The organism is Streptomyces liangshanensis, from assembly GCF_011694815.1.
In the GTDB taxonomy this organism is placed as follows: Bacteria; Actinomycetota; Actinomycetes; order Streptomycetales; family Streptomycetaceae; genus Streptomyces; species Streptomyces liangshanensis.
Genome location: NZ_CP050177.1, coordinates 1,412,410 through 1,427,733, shown reverse-complemented (window position 1 = coordinate 1,427,733; position 15,324 = coordinate 1,412,410). Strand labels below are relative to the sequence as shown.

The following is a 15,324-nucleotide window of genomic DNA, read 5'->3' as shown; positions in this document are numbered from 1 at the left end:
GCGAAACTCATCGCGGGCGGGGCCACGGACTCCTCAGCCGCGCAGTTGCTCGTACGCGGGCAGGGTGAGGAAGTCCGCGTAGTCCTCGTCGAGCGCCACCGTCAGCAGCAGGTCGTGGGCCTGCTGCCACTTCCCGGCCGCGAACGCCTCCTCGCCGCTCTCCGCGCGGATCGAGGTGAGCTCGTCGGCGGCCAGCTCGCGGGCCAGCTCCGGAGTGGCCCGTACCGTCCGCCCCCCGTGCTCGAACTCCACCCCGGCGTTGATCCACTGCCAGATCTGGGAGCGGGAGATCTCCGCGGTCGCCGCGTCCTCCATCAGGTTGAAGATCGCCACCGCGCCGCTGCCCCGCAGCCACGCCTCGATGTACCGGATGCCGACCTGCACCGCGTTGCGCATGCCGTCGTACGTGGGGCGGGCGTCCAGCGAGTCGACCGCGATCAGGTCGCCCGCCGCGACGTGGACGTCCTCGCGGAGCCGGTCCTTCTGGTGCGGCCGGTCGCCGAGGACCGCGTCGAACGACGCCTTCGCGATCGGGACGAGGTCGGGGTGCGCCACCCACGAGCCGTCGAAGCCGTCCCGCGCCTCGCGGTCCTTGTCGGCCTTGACCTTCTCGAAGGCGACCTTGTTGACCTCGGGGTCGCGCCGGGACGGGATGAACGCGGCCATGCCGCCCAGCGCGTGCGCGCCGCGCTTGTGGCAGGTACGGACGAGGAGTTCGGTGTACGCGCGCATGAACGGGGCCGTCATCGTGACCGCGTTGCGGTCCGGCAGGACGAACTTGGCCCCGCCGTCACGGAAGTTCTTCACGATCGAGAACAGGTAGTCCCAGCGGCCCGCGTTCAGCCCGGACGCGTGGTCGCGCAGCTCGTAGAGGATCTCCTCCATCTCGTACGCCGCCGTGATCGTCTCGATCAGCACGGTCGCCCGGACCGTCCCCCGCGGGATGCCGACGTAGTCCTGCGCGAAGACGAAGACGTCGTTCCACAGCCGCGCCTCCAGGTACGACTCCGTCTTCGGGAGGTAGAAGTACGGGCCCTTGCCGAGGTCGATCAGCCGCCGCGCGTTGTGGAAGAAGTACAGGCCGAAGTCGACCAGCGCCCCCGGCACCGGCTCCCCGTCCAGCTGGAGGTGACGCTCCGCCAGGTGCCAGCCGCGCGGGCGCATCACGACGGTCGCGAGCTCGCCGGGGGCCTTGAGTGCGTACGCCTTGCCCGAGGACGGGTCCGTGAAGTCGATGCGGCGCTCGTACGCGTCGATCAGGTTGACCTGGCCCAGGACCACGTTCTCCCAGGTGGGCGCGGAGGCGTCCTCGAAGTCCGCGAGCCAGATCCGCGCGCCGGAGTTCAGCGCGTTGATCGTCATCTTGCGGTCGGTGGGACCGGTGATCTCGACGCGGCGGTCGTCCAGCGCGGCCGGCGAGGGTGCGACCCGCCAGGTGTCGTCGGCGCGGACGGCGGCGGTCTCGGGCAGGAAGTCCAGGCTGGAGGTACGGGCGATCTCGGCGCGCCGCTCGGCACGGTGTGCCAGCAGTTCGTCGCGGCGGGGGGTGAACCGGCGGTGCAGCTCGGCCACGAACGTGAGGGCCGCCTCGGTCAGGACCTCGTCCTGGCGGGGCAGCGGCTCGGCGTCCACGACGACCAGGGGGGAGGGAGCGGGAGCGGACATGTCTTTCGACTCCTTCGGCGAGCTGCCGGGCGGTGCCCGGCGGCCGGTTGCTCGCCTCGGACGGCACTGAGTGCCGTGGCGCCGGGATGCGGTCGCAGGTGCCTCCCCCGGGGGGTGGGCGCACCTGACCTGTGGATAGTAGTTTCCTCATGGTGGAAGTTCAATGGTTTGTTGATGTCGAGACTCTCCGCGTCGAGGCATCGTGGCGCGCAGTGCCACACGCCCGCCCCTTCCTCCGCGCCCCTTCTACGCGGGCGGCTCCAGGTGCCGCAGATCCTCCTCCGTGTCGATGTCGAACGCCCGCGCGACATCCCCGCACTCGACCAGGGTGATGTCGTCCTCGCGCGCCGTCAGGTACGCGCGTGCCCCGCGATCGCCCCGGGCATCCGCCGCGATCTCCACCCAGCGGTGCGCGCCGAACACCACGGGATGCCCGCGCCGCCCGTCGTACGCGGCCGACACGAGCGCGTCGGCGGGCGCCTCGGCCGAACGGCACGCGGCCACGACCCGGGCCACCGCCTCCGCCCCGATCCCCGGCTGGTCCACGAGCAGCACCAGGACGGCCCGGGCGTCGGTGGCGGCCAGCGAGGTCAGCCCGGCGCGCAGCGAGGAGCCCATGCCGTCGGCCCACCCCCGGTTGTCGACCAGGACGGACCCCGGCAGCTCCGCGCGGCGGCGCACCTCCTCGGCGGCCGCGCCGAGCACCACGTGCACCGGATCGCAGCCCCCGGCGTGCAGGACGCCCGCCGCGTGCTCGACCAGGAGGGCGCCCCGGTGGGCGAGCAGCGCCTTGGGGCGCCCGCCGAGCCGCCGTCCCCCGCCGGCGGCGAGCAGCAGTCCGGCCACGCGGGGGCGGGCGCCGGGGGTACGGAAGGGGTTCCGTTCGTACGGTGCGGCGGTCATATGCCCTGGATACCTCATCCAGGGGTGTGGCCGCATATGGGGTTCGCAGGAAATCCTTTCGCATTCCCACCGGATTCGGTCCGCGGAGTGGCGCATACCGCGCGGGATGACGTTAACTTGCCTGCGAACCTTGGCGCTTGACCATCGCCGCGGGAGGCAGGAACACATCGGCGCGGGCTGCCGTGCCAGGGCGAGGGGGGATCGCTGTGCTGCGCAGTGCGGGGCAGACGCGGGTGACGGACATCCAGGTACGGGGTGGGCTGCGCGAGGAGCCCGGCGTCGTACCGCGGGAAGAGCCCGGCCGGCGCGACGAGCCCGGTGCGCTCACGCGTGACGACTCCGGTGTGGTCGAGCTGCGGGCCGCCGTGTCGCGGCTGCGGCGCGAACTGGCCGCCTATCCGGCGGAGTTCCGGGACCGGGCGATCGCCGAGGACGAGCTTGCCGCGCTCGCCGCGATGGCGGCGGGCGGTGCGCCCGAGGTGCCCCGCATGCGCCGCTCGCTGCTGCTGATCGTCGGCTCGATCGGGTCGGTGAGCGCGCTCACCTCCCCGCTGCTGGCGGTACGGGCGGCCGTGGACCTCTTCGGGTACGAGCCCCGCCCCCGCTGAGCGAACCCGGACCCGGACCCGCCGGACTCCGTCAGCCCTGCTGCGGTGTCGTGCTCGCCAGCGCCACGGACAGGTCCCGGGCGACCTCCTGGAGCACCGGGACGATCCGCTCGGTGACCGCCTCCGTCACCCGGCCCGCCGGGCCCGAGATCGAAATGGCCGCCGCCGTCGGGGAGTCGGGGACGGAGACCGCGACGCAGCGGACCCCCATCTCCTGCTCGTTGTCGTCGACGGCGTACCCGGCGCCCCGTACCGTCTCCAGCGCGGCGAGGAAGCCCTCGGCCGTCGTGATCGTCTTCTCGGTGGCCGCGGGCATGCCCGTCCTCGCGAGCAGGGCGCGCACCTCCTCCGGCGGGGTGTGCGCGAGCAGCGCCTTGCCCACCCCGGTCGAGTGCGGCAGGACCCGCCGGCCCACCTCCGTGAACATCCGCATGGAGTGCTTGGACGGGACCTGCGCGACATACACGATCTCGTCGCCGTCCAGCAGCGCCATGTTCGCGGTCTCGCCGGTCTCCTCGACCAGCCGGGCCAGGTAGGGCCGCGCCCAGGTGCCGAGCAGCCGCGCCGACGACTCGCCGAGGCGGATCAGGCGGGGGCCGAGCGCGTACCGCCGGTTCGACTGCTGGCGTACGTAACCGCAGGCCACCAGCGTGCGCATGAGGCGGTGGATGGTGGGCAGCGGCAGCCCGCTGCTGGCCGACAGCTCGCTCAGCCCGACCTCGCCGCCCGCGTCCGCCATCCGTTCGAGCAGGTCGAAGGCGCGCTCCAGGGACTGGACGCCGCCGCTGGCGGGGGTTTTTGCGGCGTCGGTGGTGCTGGCGCTGGACGACGGCACGGCACGGTCCTTTCGGGGCGGGCGGGTGGGCAGGCACGCAGCCTACCGGGCCGGGCCCGGGGTGATCTTTTCGTGCTGTATGACAGCAACGATACCTTCTGTCTGACGGAAAGTGGATTCCGCTTCACGGAAAAGGCCCAACCCGGCGCGAGGGCCCGCGCCCCGGCGGGCCGGTCTTGACGGGGCCCGGCGCGAGGGGAAGACTCCTTCAACAGTTCGTTGAATTCCAGCGGCGGGAACGCGCGGTGGGGAAACGAGGGGCACCGATGTCCGAAGTGAGCCTGGTCCTGCGCTCGACGCGCGTCGTCACCCCGGAGGGCATCCGCCCCGCCTCGGTCGCCGTGACCGCCGCCGACGGCAGGATCGCGGCCGTCCTCCCGTACGACACCGGCGTGCCGCCCGGCGCGCGGCTGGAGGACGCCGGGGACGACGTGGTCCTGCCCGGCCTGGTCGACACCCACGTCCACGTGAACGACCCGGGCCGTACCGCCTGGGAAGGCTTCCGCACCGCGACCCGCGCCGCCGCGGCCGGCGGGATCACCACCCTGCTCGACATGCCGCTCAACTCCCTGCCGCCCACCACCACGGCCGCGCACCTGCGCGTCAAACAGGACGTGGCGCGGCCGCGGACGCACGTCGACACCGGCTTCTGGGGCGGCGCGATCCCCGGCAACGTCAAGGACCTGCGGCCGCTGTACGACGCCGGGGTCTTCGGCTTCAAGTGCTTCCTGTCGCCGTCCGGCGTGGACGAGTTCCCCGAACTGGACCGCGAACAGCTGCGCCGCGCGCTCACCGAGATCACCGGCTTCGGCGGCCTGCTGATCGTGCACGCCGAGGACCCGCACGCCCTGGCCGCCGCGCCTCAGCGGGGCGGCGGCGACTACGCGGGCTTCCTCGCCTCCCGCCCGCGCGCCGCCGAGAACGCGGCGGTCGGCCTGCTGATCGCGGAGGCGAAACGGCTCGACGCGCGGGTGCACGTCCTGCACCTGTCGTCGTCGGACGCCCTGCCGCTGATCGCGGCCGCCCAGCGCGAGGGCGTCCGCATCACCGCCGAGACCTGCCCGCACTTCCTCACCCTCACGGCCGAGGAAGTCCCGGACGGGGCCACGGAGTTCAAGTGCTGCCCGCCCATCAGGGAGGCGGCGAACCAGGACGCGCTCTGGCAGGGGCTCGCCGACGGCACCATCGACTGCGTCGTCTCCGACCACTCGCCCTGCACCACCGACCTCAAGACCCCCGACTTCGCCACCGCGTGGGGCGGCATCTCCTCGCTCCAGCTCGGGCTCCCGGCCGTCTGGACCGAGGCCCGCCGCCGCGGCCACACCCTCGCGGACGTCGCCCGCTGGATGTCCACCGGGCCCGCCGCGCTCGCCGGGCTCGCCGGGAAGGGCGCCGTCGAGGCGGGCCGCGACGCCGACCTCGTGGTCCTCGCGCCCGACGCGACCTTCACCGTCGACCCCGCCGCCCTCCAGCACCGCAACCCGGTCACGGCGTACGCGGGCAGGACCCTGCACGGCGTCGTGCGGTCGACCTGGCTGCGAGGCACCCGTATCGCCCACGAGGGCACCCTCACCGAGCCCGCCGGCCGACTGATCGAGAGGAACGACCGACCGTGACCCAGGCACCTCCGCCCCCGGCACCCCCGCCCTCCTTCACCGGCGCCGCCCGCCCGTACGGCGGCGGCGACCCCTACGCCGACTACCGCGCCGCGCCCTTCCCCTTCACGCACCTGGTCGACCTCGCCGACCGGCGGCTGGGCGCCGGGGTCGTCGCCGCCAACGACGAGTTCTTCGCCGAGCGCGAGAACCTGCTCGTGCCCGGGCCGGCCGTCTTCGACCCCGAGCGGTTCGGGCACAAGGGCAAGATCATGGACGGCTGGGAGACCCGGCGCCGGCGCGGTACCGACGCCGGCCGGCCGCACCCCGCCGAGGACGACCACGACTGGGCGCTGATCCGGCTCGGCGCGCCCGGCGTCGTCCACGGCGTCGTGGTCGACACCGCCCACTTCCGCGGCAACCACCCCCAGGCGGTCTCCGTCGAGGCGACCTCGCTGCCCGGCTCCCCGTCGCCCGAGGACCTCCTCGCCGACACGGTGAAGTGGACCACGCTCGTACCCCGCACCCCCGTCGGCGGGCACGCCGCGAACGGCTTCGTGGTCGACGCCGGACAGCGCTTCACCCACCTGCGCCTCAACCAGCACCCCGACGGCGGGGTCGCCCGGTTGCGCGTGTACGGCGAGGTCGCGCCCGACCCGGCGTGGCTGGCCGCGCTCGGTACGGTCGACCTCGTCGCGCTGGAGAACGGCGGTGTCGTCGAGGACGCCTCCGACCGCTTCTACTCCCCGCCCGAGCACACCGTGCACCCCGGGCGCTCCCGGCAGATGGACGACGGCTGGGAGACGCGGCGGCGCCGGGACCTGGGCCACGACTGGATCCGCTACCGGCTGGTGGGGAGGGGTGGGGTCCGGGCGGTCGAGATCGACACGGCGTACCTGAAGGGGAATGCGGCCGGGTGGGCCGCGCTGTCGGTACGGGACGCGGAGTCGGCCGAGCCGGACGCCTGGACCGAGGTCCTGCCGCGGACGCGCCTCCAGCCGGACACGAACCACCGCTTCGTCCTGGACGCGACCGTCGTGGCGACCCACGCGCGCGTGGACATCTTCCCCGACGGCGGCATCTCCCGACTACGCCTCTACGGCTCCCTCACCGAGGAGGCCACCACCCACCTGAAAACCCACCACCACAACCTGACCCCCTAGACGTCCTCAATCGCCGGACGGGCTTGGCTTGCGCGTCGACCCGTAGCGCGGGCGCGGCTCACCGATGTCCTCAAGCGCCGGACGGGCTGGATGATGCTCGGGCTCGATGACCGTGCGGGTCAAAGATGTCCTCAATCGCCGGACGGGCTTGAAAGGCCGGGGCGGGCCGGGTTGTTCGGACCCGACCCCCGGCGACGACCCGCGCCAGTGCACCCGGCCCGCAGGGGGCACAATCAAGCCCGTCCGGCGATTGAGGACAAAAAGGCCCGGCGCGCGCGCCCGAAGTAGGCGCGGGCGTGACTTTGGTAGCGGGCGCGCCCGACCAGGCCCCGCACCCCCTCCGGCCTCCCTAGATTGGTCGGTATGACGCGCACGGACTACCCCTGGCTGCTCCCCGCGGAGATGGTCGACTCCGAGACGGCCGACTCCGAGACGGCCGACCCGGAAACGGTCCGCCGGGGCACACCCCGCACCGTCCGGGACTGGGTCGTCGACACCCTGGTCTTCCTCGCCGCCGCCGGCTTCGGCATGCTCGCCACCGACGCGAGCCAGGTGGCGGGCAACGCCGACGGCGTCGTCTTCCTCGACGTGATGCTCGGCGCCCTCGCCTGCTGCGCCCTGTGGACCCGGCGCCGCTGGCCGGTGGGCCTCGCGGTCACCCTCGCCCTGCTCAGCACCGTCGAGCCCGTCGCCAGCGGCGCCGCGCTGGCGAGCCTGTTCGGCGTGGCCGTGCACCGCCCGTTCCGCCCCGTCGCCGTCGTCGCCCTGCTGTCGCTCGTGACCGGGACCGTGCAGTCCGTCGTCCGGCCCGACCCCACGACGTCCTTCCTCACGTCCCTGATCGCCACGGTCCTCCTGGTCCTGCTGGCGGTCGGCTGGGGCCTGCTCGTACGCGCCAGGCGCCAACTCGTCGCCGCGCTGCGCGAACGCGCCGTACGCGCCGAGGCCGAGGCCGACCTGCGCGCCGAACAGGCGCAGCGCCTCGCCCGCGAGTCCATCGCCCGCGAGATGCACGACGTGCTCGCCCACCGGCTCTCCCTGCTCAGCGTCCACGCCGGCGCCCTCGAATTCCGGCCGGACGCGCCCGCGCCCGAGGTCGCCAGGGCCGCCGGGGTGATCAGGGACAGCGCCCACGAGGCGTTGCAGGACCTCCGGATGATCATCGGCGTGCTCCGGGCCCCCGGCGACGACGGCGACCGCCCGCAGCCCACCCTCGTCACCCTGGACGAGCTGGTCGCCGAGTCCCGCGCGGCCGGCATGAAGGTCACGCTCGACAGCGGGGTCGCCGACGTGTCCGCCGTACCCGCCGCCACCGGCCGTACCGCCTACCGCATCGCGCAGGAGGGCCTCACCAACGCCCGCAAGCACGCGCCGGGCACCGAGGCCACCGTCGCGGTGAGCGGCGGCCCGGGCGACGGGCTCACCGTGGAGGTGCGCAACGCGGCGCCCTCCGGGGAGGTCCCGCGCGTCCCCGGCTCGGGCCAGGGGCTCATCGGGCTGACCGAACGGGCCGCCCTGGCCGGCGGCCGCTTCGACCACGGACCCACGGGAGACGGCGGTTTCGCCCTCCGCGCCTGGCTACCGTGGGCCGCATGACCATCCGCCTGCTCATCGTCGACGACGACCCCCTCGTCCGCGCGGGACTGACCTTCATGCTCGGCGGCGCCGAGGACATCGAGATCGTGGGGGAGGCCGCCGACGGCACCCAGGTCGCCCCGCTCGTCGAGCGGTGCGCCCCCGACGTGGTCCTGATGGACATCCGCATGCCCGCCATGGACGGGCTGACCGCCACCGAGGCGCTGCGCTCCCGCCCCGGCGCCCCCGAGGTGCTCGTCCTGACCACCTTCCACGCCGACGAACAGGTGCTGCGGGCGCTGCGCGCGGGCGCCGCCGGGTTTGTCCTCAAGGACACCCCGCCCGACCGGATCGTGGCCGCCGTACGGCGCGTCGCGGCGGGCGACCCGGTCCTGTCACCGGCGGTTACGCGCCAGTTGATGACCCACGTGGCGGGCACCTCCCCGGACACCCGGCGGCGTGGCGCGGCCGGCCGGCTCGCCTCCCTCGCCGAGCGGGAGCGGGAGGTCGCGTACGCCGTCGGCCGGGGCAGGTCCAACGCGGAGATCGCCGCCGACCTCTACATGAGCGTGCCGACGGTGAAGGCGCACGTGTCGCGCGTCCTGGCCAAGCTGGGGCTCAACAACCGGGTGCAGATCGCGCTGTTGGTGCACGACGCGGATCCGGCCACCGGCGACGGAGGCGGCCCGGGCGGTGACGTACGGTGACGTGATGGCTGTCATCGAACTGGACGACTACGGACCGGACTTCATCAGCGATCCCTACCCGTTCTACGCGAAGCTCCGCGAGGCGGGGCCCGTTCACGAGGTACGGGACGAAACGGGCCAGCGGTTCTGGCTCGTCGTCGGGTACGAGGAGGGCCGCGCCGCGCTCGCCGACCCCCGGCTCTCCAAGTCCAACGCCGTCGGCGGGCTGCCCGACGAACTGCTGGGCCCCAACATGCTGACCGTCGACCCGCCCGACCACACCCGGTTGCGGAAGCTGATCGCCAGGGAGTTCACCGCCCGCCGCGTCGAGAGCCTGCGCCCGCGCGTCCAGCGGATCACCGACGACCTGCTCGACGCGCTGCCGGACACCGGACGGGCCGACCTGGTCGACGCGTTGGCCTTCCCGCTGCCCATCACCGTCATCTGCGAACTGCTCGGTGTGCCGTACGAGGACCGCGACACGTTCCGCGCCTGGACCAACGACATCGTCGCGCCCCGCCGGCCGGAGGACGTACTCGAACCGGTCGAGGAACTGGGCAAGTACCTCGACCACCTCATCGAGGACAAGCGGGCCGCGCACCCCGGCGACGACCTGCTCTCCGCGCTCCTGCGCACCAACGCCGAGGACGACGACCGGCTCTCCACCGCCGAGTTGCGGGCCATGGCCTTCGTCCTGCTGATCGCCGGGCACGAGACGACCGTCAACCTCATCTCCAACGGGGTACGGGCCCTGCTCGACCACCCCGGCCAACTCGCCGCGCTACGCGCCGACTTCTCGCTCCTCGACGGGGCGATCGAGGAGATGCTCCGCTACGACGGCCCGGTGGAGACCAGCACCAGGCGGTTCGCCCGGGAACCGGTCGCGTACGGGGACGTGGTGGTCCCGCCCGGCGACATGGTCCTGATCGCCCTGGCCGCGGCCGACCGCGACCCGGCCCGCTTCACCGCCCCGGACGCGTTCGACATCCGCAGGTCCAGGACGCCGGGCCGGGGCGGCGGCCACCTCGCCTTCGGCCACGGCATCCACTTCTGCCTGGGAGCCCCGCTCGCCCGGCTGGAGGGCCGGATCGCCGTGCGCTCCCTGCTGGAACGCTGCCCGGACCTGGCACTCGACCCCGGGGCGGGGCCGTACGACTGGCTGCCGGGACGGCTGATCCGCGGCACCCGCGGGCTCCCCGTGCGCTGGTGAGCTGAGAACGCGCGCCCCGCCGGGCCGTACCGACGCACCGGCCCCGGGGCGCCCCGCGCGCCCTCAGGCGCCCGGGATCTCCGCCAGCGCGACCGGCCGGTGCTCGCGGCGCGAGCGCTCGCACGCCTCCGCGATCCGCAGCGCCTGCAGCGCCTGGAGGCCGTCGCACGGATTCTCCAGGTCCCCGTTGACGACCTGGATGAAGGCGTCGAGCTCCGCCTCGTACGCGGGGGCGAACCGCTCCAGGAACCCGGGCCACGGGTTGTCGCAGCGCGGCGGCCCCTTCGGCTCGGTCGACGTGATCGGCGTACGGTCGTCCAGGCCGACGGCGAACTGGTCCAGCTCGCCGGCCAGCTCCATCCGCACGTCGTACCCCGCGCCGTTGAAGCGGGTGGCGGTGGCGGTGGCCAGCGTCCCGTCGTCCAGCGTGAGCACCACCGCGGCCGTGTCGACGTCGCCCGCCTCGCGGAACATCGCGGGCCCGGCGTCCGACCCGGTCGCGTACACCTCCACCACCTCGCGCCCCGTGACCCAGCGCATGATGTCGAAGTCGTGCACCAGGCAGTCGCGGTAGAGCCCGCCGGACAGCGGCAGGTAGCCCGCGGGCGGCGGCGCCGGGTCCGAGGTGATCGCCCGTACGGTGTGCAGCCGGCCGAGCTTCCCCGACCGCACCAGCTCCCGCGCCGCGGTGTACCCCGCGTCGAAGCGGCGCATGAAGCCCAGCTGGAGCACCGTGCCCGCCTTCTCGACGTCCGCCAGCGCGCCCAGCGTGCCCGGCAGGTCGAGTGCTATCGGCTTCTCGCAGAACGCCGGCAGCCCGGCCCGCGCCGCCCTGCTGATCAGGTCGGCGTGTGCCGAGGTGGCCGAGGCGATCACCACGGCGTCCACGCCCCAGGCGAAGATCTCGTCCACGGAGGGAGCGGCGGTGGAGCCTGTCCGGTCCGCGACGAAGGACGCCCGTGCGGCGTCGGTGTCGGTGACCACCAGGGCCCCGACCTCACGATGGCGGCTGAGCACTTCCGCGTGGAACGTTCCGATGCGGCCTGTGCCGATGAGTCCGATGCGCATGGCCCCAAGGTGGCGGCACGCTCCTCACCGTGTCAAGCATTTGTCCTGACAATCGAACTTCACCACTTCCCGCCGACATTCCCGGCGGCTACGCTCGGCGACGTGCCCCATCAGCCGAGATCGTCCCAGCCCGGGCAGGAGACGGAGCCCACCCTGCCGCTCCAGCTCAGCGTGGACCGCACCAGCCCGGTCCCGCTGTACTTCCAACTGTCCCAGCAGCTGGAGGGCGCCATCGAGCAGGGCAGGCTCGCTCCGGGCAGCCTCCTCGGCAACGAGATCGAACTGGCGGGCCGCCTCGGGCTGTCCCGCCCCACCGTCCGCCAGGCCATCCAGTCCCTCGTCGACAAGGGCCTGCTGGTGCGCCGCCGGGGGGTCGGCACCCAGGTCGTCCACAGCCAGGTCAAGCGCCCGCTGGAGCTGAGCAGCCTCTTCGACGACCTGGAGGCGGCCGGCCAGCGCCCCGCCACCCGCGTCCTCGCCAACACCCTGGAACCGGCCACGGCCCGGATCGCGGCGGCGCTCGGCGTGACGGAGGGCGCCGAGGTCCGGCTGATCGAGCGCCTGCGGTACGCGCACGACGAGCCCATGGCGTACCTCCGCAACCACCTGCCCCCCGGCATGTTCGAGTGCGACACCCCGCGCCTGGAGGCCACCGGCCTCTACCGGATGATGCGCTCCGGCGGCATCACCCTGCACAGTGCCCGCCAGTCCGTCGGCGCGCGGGCCGCCACCCCGGAGGAGGCGGGACAGCTCACCGAACCGGCCGGGGCTCCGCTGCTCACCATGGAGCGGACCACGTTCGACGACACCGGCCGGGCCGTCGAGTTCGGCTCCCACATCTACCGCGCGTCGCGCTACGCCTTCGAGTTCCAGCTGCTCGTACGCCCCTGAGCCCGCACCCGGGTCGGCCCCGGGTCCGCCCCGGGCCCGCCCCCGGCACACCCCTGGATTTCACCGGTTCCGTACCCGACGGTTACCCGCCGGCGCCCCATGACCGATACTTGGGCGCCGGAACCGGCAGGGACAGGTCAGGAAAGGGTGCGGCGTCGTGGCAAAGGTCGGTACAGGGGTACGCGCCGTGGGCGCGGTGCTGGCTGCGGTACTCGGGGCCTCGGCGCTCGCGGGTTGCAGCAGCACAGGCGGCCTGCGGGCCGAACAGCGGGCGGCGCGGGCCTCCGCGGAGGGACAGGCCGCGGGCCGGGCCGCCGTGTCCACCCCGAACTGGACCGTCGCCATGGTCACCCACTCCGGGGACGGCGACACCTTCTGGGACATCGTCCAGCGGGGCGCGAAGCAGGCGGCCGAGAAGGACAACATCAAGTTCCTGTACGCGCACAGCGACCAGGGCCAGGAGCAGGCCCAGCAGGTCCAGTCGTACATCGACAAGAAGGTCGACGGGCTGATCGTCACGCTCGCCAAGCCCGACGCGATGAAGGACGTCCTCGCCAAGGCCCGCAAGGCCGGCATCCCCGTGATCACGGTCAACTCCGGCGCCGAGCAGTCCAAGGCCTTCGGCGCGCTGGCCCACATCGGCCAGGACGAGTCGATCGCGGGCGAGGCCGTCGGCGACGAACTCGACAAGCGCGGCAAGAAGAAGGCGCTCTGCGTCATCCACGAACAGGGCAACGTCGGCCACGAACAGCGCTGCGCCGGGGCGAAGAAGACCTTCGACGGATCGATGACCAACCTGTACGTCGACGGCACGAACATGCCCGACGTCCAGGCCTCCATCGAGGCGAAGCTCCAGGCCGACCCGTCCATCGACGCCGTCGTCACCCTCGGGGCGCCCTTCGCGGACGCCGCCGCCCAGGCGAAGAAGTCCGCGGACAGCAAGGCCGAGATCGACACCTTCGACCTCAACGCCGCCGTCGCCGCCTCGCTCCAGGCCGGCACCCTCGGCTTCGCCGTCGACCAGCAGCCCTACCTCCAGGGGTACGAGGCCGTGGACCTGCTCTGGCTCTACCGCTACAACGCCGACGTGCTCGGCGGCGGCCGTCCCGTCCTCACCGGACCGCAGATCATCACCCAGCGGGACGCCGGGGCACTGGCGGGCTACACCAAACGGGGTACGCGATGACCACCAGCGCACCCCCCGTGAACGACCGGCCCGGCGGACCCGGCGGACCGGGCCCCGCCGACGAACGGCTCCTCGGAACCTCCCCCTGGCGCAAGCTCCTCGGCCGCCCCGAACTGGGCGCCGTCGTCGGAGCCCTCGCCGTCTTCCTCTTCTTCGCGGTCGTCGCGGACTCGTTCCTGCGGATGACCAGCTTCGGCACGGTCCTCTACGCGGCCTCCACGATCGGGATCATGGCCGTCCCGGTGGCGCTCCTCATGATCGGCGGCGAGTTCGACCTCTCCGCCGGGGTCATGGTCACCAGCTCCGCCCTGGTCACCTCGATGTTCAGCTACCAGATGACGGCGAACGTCTGGGTCGGCGTGTTCGTCTCGCTGCTCGTCACCCTCGCCCTCGGCGCCTTCAACGGCTTCATGCTCACCCGTACCAAACTGCCCAGCTTCATCATCACGCTGGGCACGTTCCTGATGCTCACCGGCCTCAACCTCGGCCTGACGAAGCTCATCAGCAGCACGGTCTCCACCAAGGCCATCGGCGACATGGAGGGCTTCTCCTCCGCGAAGAAGCTCTTCGCCTCCCAGCTGACCGTCGGCAATACCGAGTTCAAGGTCACCATCCTCTGGTGGATCGCCCTCGTCGCCGTCGCCACCTGGATCCTGCTGCGCACCCGCTTCGGCAACTGGATCTTCGCGGTCGGCGGCAACGCCGACGCCGCGCGGGCCGTCGGCGTGCCCGTCGCGAAGACCCGGATCGGCCTCTACATGGGCGTGGCGTTCTGCGCCTGGATCTCCGGCCAGCACCTGCTGTTCTCGTTCGACGTCGTGCAGTCCGGCGAGGGCGTCGGCAACGAACTGACCTACATCATCGCGGCCGTGATCGGCGGCTGCCTGATCACCGGCGGGTACGGCTCCGCCGTCGGCTCCGCCGTCGGCGCGTTCATCTTCGGCATGACCAGCAAGGGCATCGTGTACGCGGAGTGGAACCCCGACTGGTTCAAGTTCTTCCTCGGAGCGATGCTCCTTCTCGCCACCCTGCTCAACGCCTGGGTGCGCAAGCGTGCGGAGGCGACACGATGACGGCCCTGGTCGAACTGGACGACGTCAGCAAGTACTACGGCAACGTCCGCGCGCTCGAAGGGGTCTCGCTGGAGGTCCACGCCGGCTCCATCAGCTGCGTCCTCGGCGACAACGGCGCGGGCAAGTCCACCCTGATCAAGATCATCTCGGGGCTGCACCGGCACGACTCGGGCGACTTCCTCATCGACGGGGAGAGGACCACGCTGTCGTCCCCGCGCGAGGCCCTGGACCGGGGCATCGCCACGGTCTACCAGGACCTCGCCGTCGTCCCGCTGATGCCGGTGTGGCGCAACTTCTTCCTCGGCTCCGAGCCGACCCGCGGGCGCGGCCCGTTCAAGCGGCTCGACGTGGACCTCATGCGCGCCACCACCCGCGCCGAGCTGCTGCGCATGGGCATCGACCTGCGCGACGTCGACCAGCCCATCGGCACGCTGTCGGGCGGCGAGCGCCAGTGCGTGGCCATCGCCCGGGCCGTCCACTTCGGCGCGAAGGTCCTCGTCCTGGACGAGCCGACCGCCGCGCTCGGGGTCAAGCAGTCCGGCGTGGTGCTGAAGTACGTGGCCGCCGCGCGCGACGCCGGCCTCGGCGTGGTCCTCATCACCCACAACCCGCACCACGCCTTCCTGGTCGGCGACCGCTTCACGCTGCTCAAGCGCGGGGTCATGGCGGGCAGCCACACCAAGGACTCGATCACCCTGGACGAGCTGACGCGCCAGATGGCCGGGGGCTCCGAGCTGGAGGAACTCACCCACGAGCTGTCCCGCCCGGCCGCCCCGGGACCGGCCGCGGACTGAGCGCGGGGCCGCGCCCGACGCCGTACGGGAGCGACGCGGGAGGCGTACGGGCCCCGCGCCCCGGCCGTGCGA

General features: G+C 72.9%; 14 protein-coding genes. 10 read left to right on the top strand and 4 right to left on the bottom strand.

All coding sequences use genetic code 11. The features are described from left to right. Positions 1-33: 33 nt before the first annotated feature. Positions 34-1,665 carry a malate synthase A gene (gene aceB, locus HA039_RS06245; protein ID WP_167024957.1) on the bottom strand — a complete coding sequence of 544 codons (1,632 nt, stop codon included), beginning with the start codon at positions 1,663-1,665 and terminating at the stop codon, positions 34-36. Between the two features lie 246 nt (positions 1,666-1,911). After that, positions 1,912-2,568: a nucleotidyltransferase family protein gene (locus HA039_RS06240; RefSeq protein ID WP_243869212.1), complete on the bottom strand. Its 657-nt coding sequence runs from the start codon at positions 2,566-2,568 to the stop codon at positions 1,912-1,914. 344 nt (positions 2,569-2,912) lie between these two features. Here HA039_RS06240 and HA039_RS06235 point away from each other — a divergent pair, with 344 nt between their 5' ends. Next, a complete protein-coding gene (locus tag HA039_RS06235) occupies positions 2,913-3,176 on the top strand; it encodes a DUF5955 family protein (RefSeq protein ID WP_167036308.1) in 264 nt (87 codons plus the stop codon). Positions 3,177-3,207: 31 nt separating this feature from the next. Here the strand turns inward: HA039_RS06235 and HA039_RS06230 are convergent, their stop codons facing one another. Then, the gene (locus tag HA039_RS06230) at positions 3,208-4,011 is read right to left on the bottom strand and encodes an IclR family transcriptional regulator (protein WP_167024951.1); all 804 of its coding nucleotides are present in this window, start codon (positions 4,009-4,011) and stop codon (positions 3,208-3,210) included. Positions 4,012-4,277: 266 nt separating this feature from the next. Between HA039_RS06230 and allB the strand changes: the two genes are divergently transcribed. From allB to HA039_RS06205, 5 genes are all read left to right on the top strand, one after another. Then, entirely contained in the window at positions 4,278-5,627 is a 1,350-nt protein-coding gene (gene allB / locus HA039_RS06225) for an allantoinase AllB (protein WP_167024949.1), read from the top strand. Then, entirely contained in the window at positions 5,624-6,769 is a 1,146-nt protein-coding gene (gene alc, locus HA039_RS06220; protein WP_167024946.1) for an allantoicase, read from the top strand. The genes allB and alc overlap by 4 nt, the downstream gene beginning before the upstream one ends. Before the next feature lie 363 nt (positions 6,770-7,132). After that, entirely contained in the window at positions 7,133-8,365 is a 1,233-nt protein-coding gene (locus tag HA039_RS06215) for a sensor histidine kinase (RefSeq protein WP_167024943.1), read from the top strand. Further along, positions 8,362-9,051, top strand: a complete 690-nt coding sequence (locus tag HA039_RS06210) for a response regulator (RefSeq protein WP_167024940.1) — start codon at positions 8,362-8,364, stop codon at positions 9,049-9,051. Before HA039_RS06215 ends, HA039_RS06210 begins: the two co-directional genes overlap by 4 nt. A gap of 4 nt (positions 9,052-9,055) precedes the next feature. Then, a complete protein-coding gene (locus HA039_RS06205; protein WP_167024937.1) occupies positions 9,056-10,240 on the top strand; it encodes a cytochrome P450 family protein in 1,185 nt (394 codons plus the stop codon). Positions 10,241-10,303: 63 nt separating this feature from the next. Here the strand turns inward: HA039_RS06205 and HA039_RS06200 are convergent, their stop codons facing one another. After that, positions 10,304-11,308 (bottom strand): Gfo/Idh/MocA family protein, encoded by a 1,005-nt coding sequence (locus HA039_RS06200; RefSeq protein ID WP_167024934.1) that lies wholly within the window; start codon positions 11,306-11,308, stop codon positions 10,304-10,306. 153 nt (positions 11,309-11,461) lie between these two features. Between HA039_RS06200 and HA039_RS06195 the strand changes: the two genes are divergently transcribed. The 4 genes from HA039_RS06195 (at position 11,462) to HA039_RS06180 (ending at position 15,252) form a co-directional block, all read left to right on the top strand. Next, on the top strand, positions 11,462-12,199 hold the full coding sequence (locus tag HA039_RS06195; protein WP_167036305.1) for a GntR family transcriptional regulator: 738 nt from the start codon (positions 11,462-11,464) through the stop codon (positions 12,197-12,199). Between the two features lie 157 nt (positions 12,200-12,356). Then, a complete protein-coding gene (locus tag HA039_RS06190) occupies positions 12,357-13,385 on the top strand; it encodes a substrate-binding domain-containing protein (RefSeq protein WP_167024931.1) in 1,029 nt (342 codons plus the stop codon). Next, positions 13,382-14,458: an ABC transporter permease gene (locus HA039_RS06185; protein ID WP_243869209.1), complete on the top strand. Its 1,077-nt coding sequence runs from the start codon at positions 13,382-13,384 to the stop codon at positions 14,456-14,458. The genes HA039_RS06190 and HA039_RS06185 overlap by 4 nt, the downstream gene beginning before the upstream one ends. Continuing rightward, on the top strand, positions 14,455-15,252 hold the full coding sequence (locus HA039_RS06180) for an ATP-binding cassette domain-containing protein (RefSeq protein ID WP_167024928.1): 798 nt from the start codon (positions 14,455-14,457) through the stop codon (positions 15,250-15,252). The genes HA039_RS06185 and HA039_RS06180 overlap by 4 nt, the downstream gene beginning before the upstream one ends. The last annotated feature ends 72 nt before the right edge of the window (positions 15,253-15,324 follow it).

Coding starts and splice junctions, on each gene's coding strand:
- aceB (WP_167024957.1), bottom strand. CDS start 1,665: ATGTCCGCTCCCGCTCCCTCCCCCCTGGTCGTCGTGGACGCCGAGCCG.
- HA039_RS06240 (WP_243869212.1), bottom strand. CDS start 2,568: ATGACCGCCGCACCGTACGAACGGAACCCCTTCCGTACCCCCGGCGCC.
- allB (WP_167024949.1), top strand. CDS start 4,278: ATGTCCGAAGTGAGCCTGGTCCTGCGCTCGACGCGCGTCGTCACCCCG.
- HA039_RS06215 (WP_167024943.1), top strand. CDS start 7,133: ATGACGCGCACGGACTACCCCTGGCTGCTCCCCGCGGAGATGGTCGAC.
- HA039_RS06210 (WP_167024940.1), top strand. CDS start 8,362: ATGACCATCCGCCTGCTCATCGTCGACGACGACCCCCTCGTCCGCGCG.
- HA039_RS06205 (WP_167024937.1), top strand. CDS start 9,056: ATGGCTGTCATCGAACTGGACGACTACGGACCGGACTTCATCAGCGAT.
- HA039_RS06200 (WP_167024934.1), bottom strand. CDS start 11,308: ATGCGCATCGGACTCATCGGCACAGGCCGCATCGGAACGTTCCACGCG.
- HA039_RS06185 (WP_243869209.1), top strand. CDS start 13,382: ATGACCACCAGCGCACCCCCCGTGAACGACCGGCCCGGCGGACCCGGC.
- HA039_RS06180 (WP_167024928.1), top strand. CDS start 14,455: ATGACGGCCCTGGTCGAACTGGACGACGTCAGCAAGTACTACGGCAAC.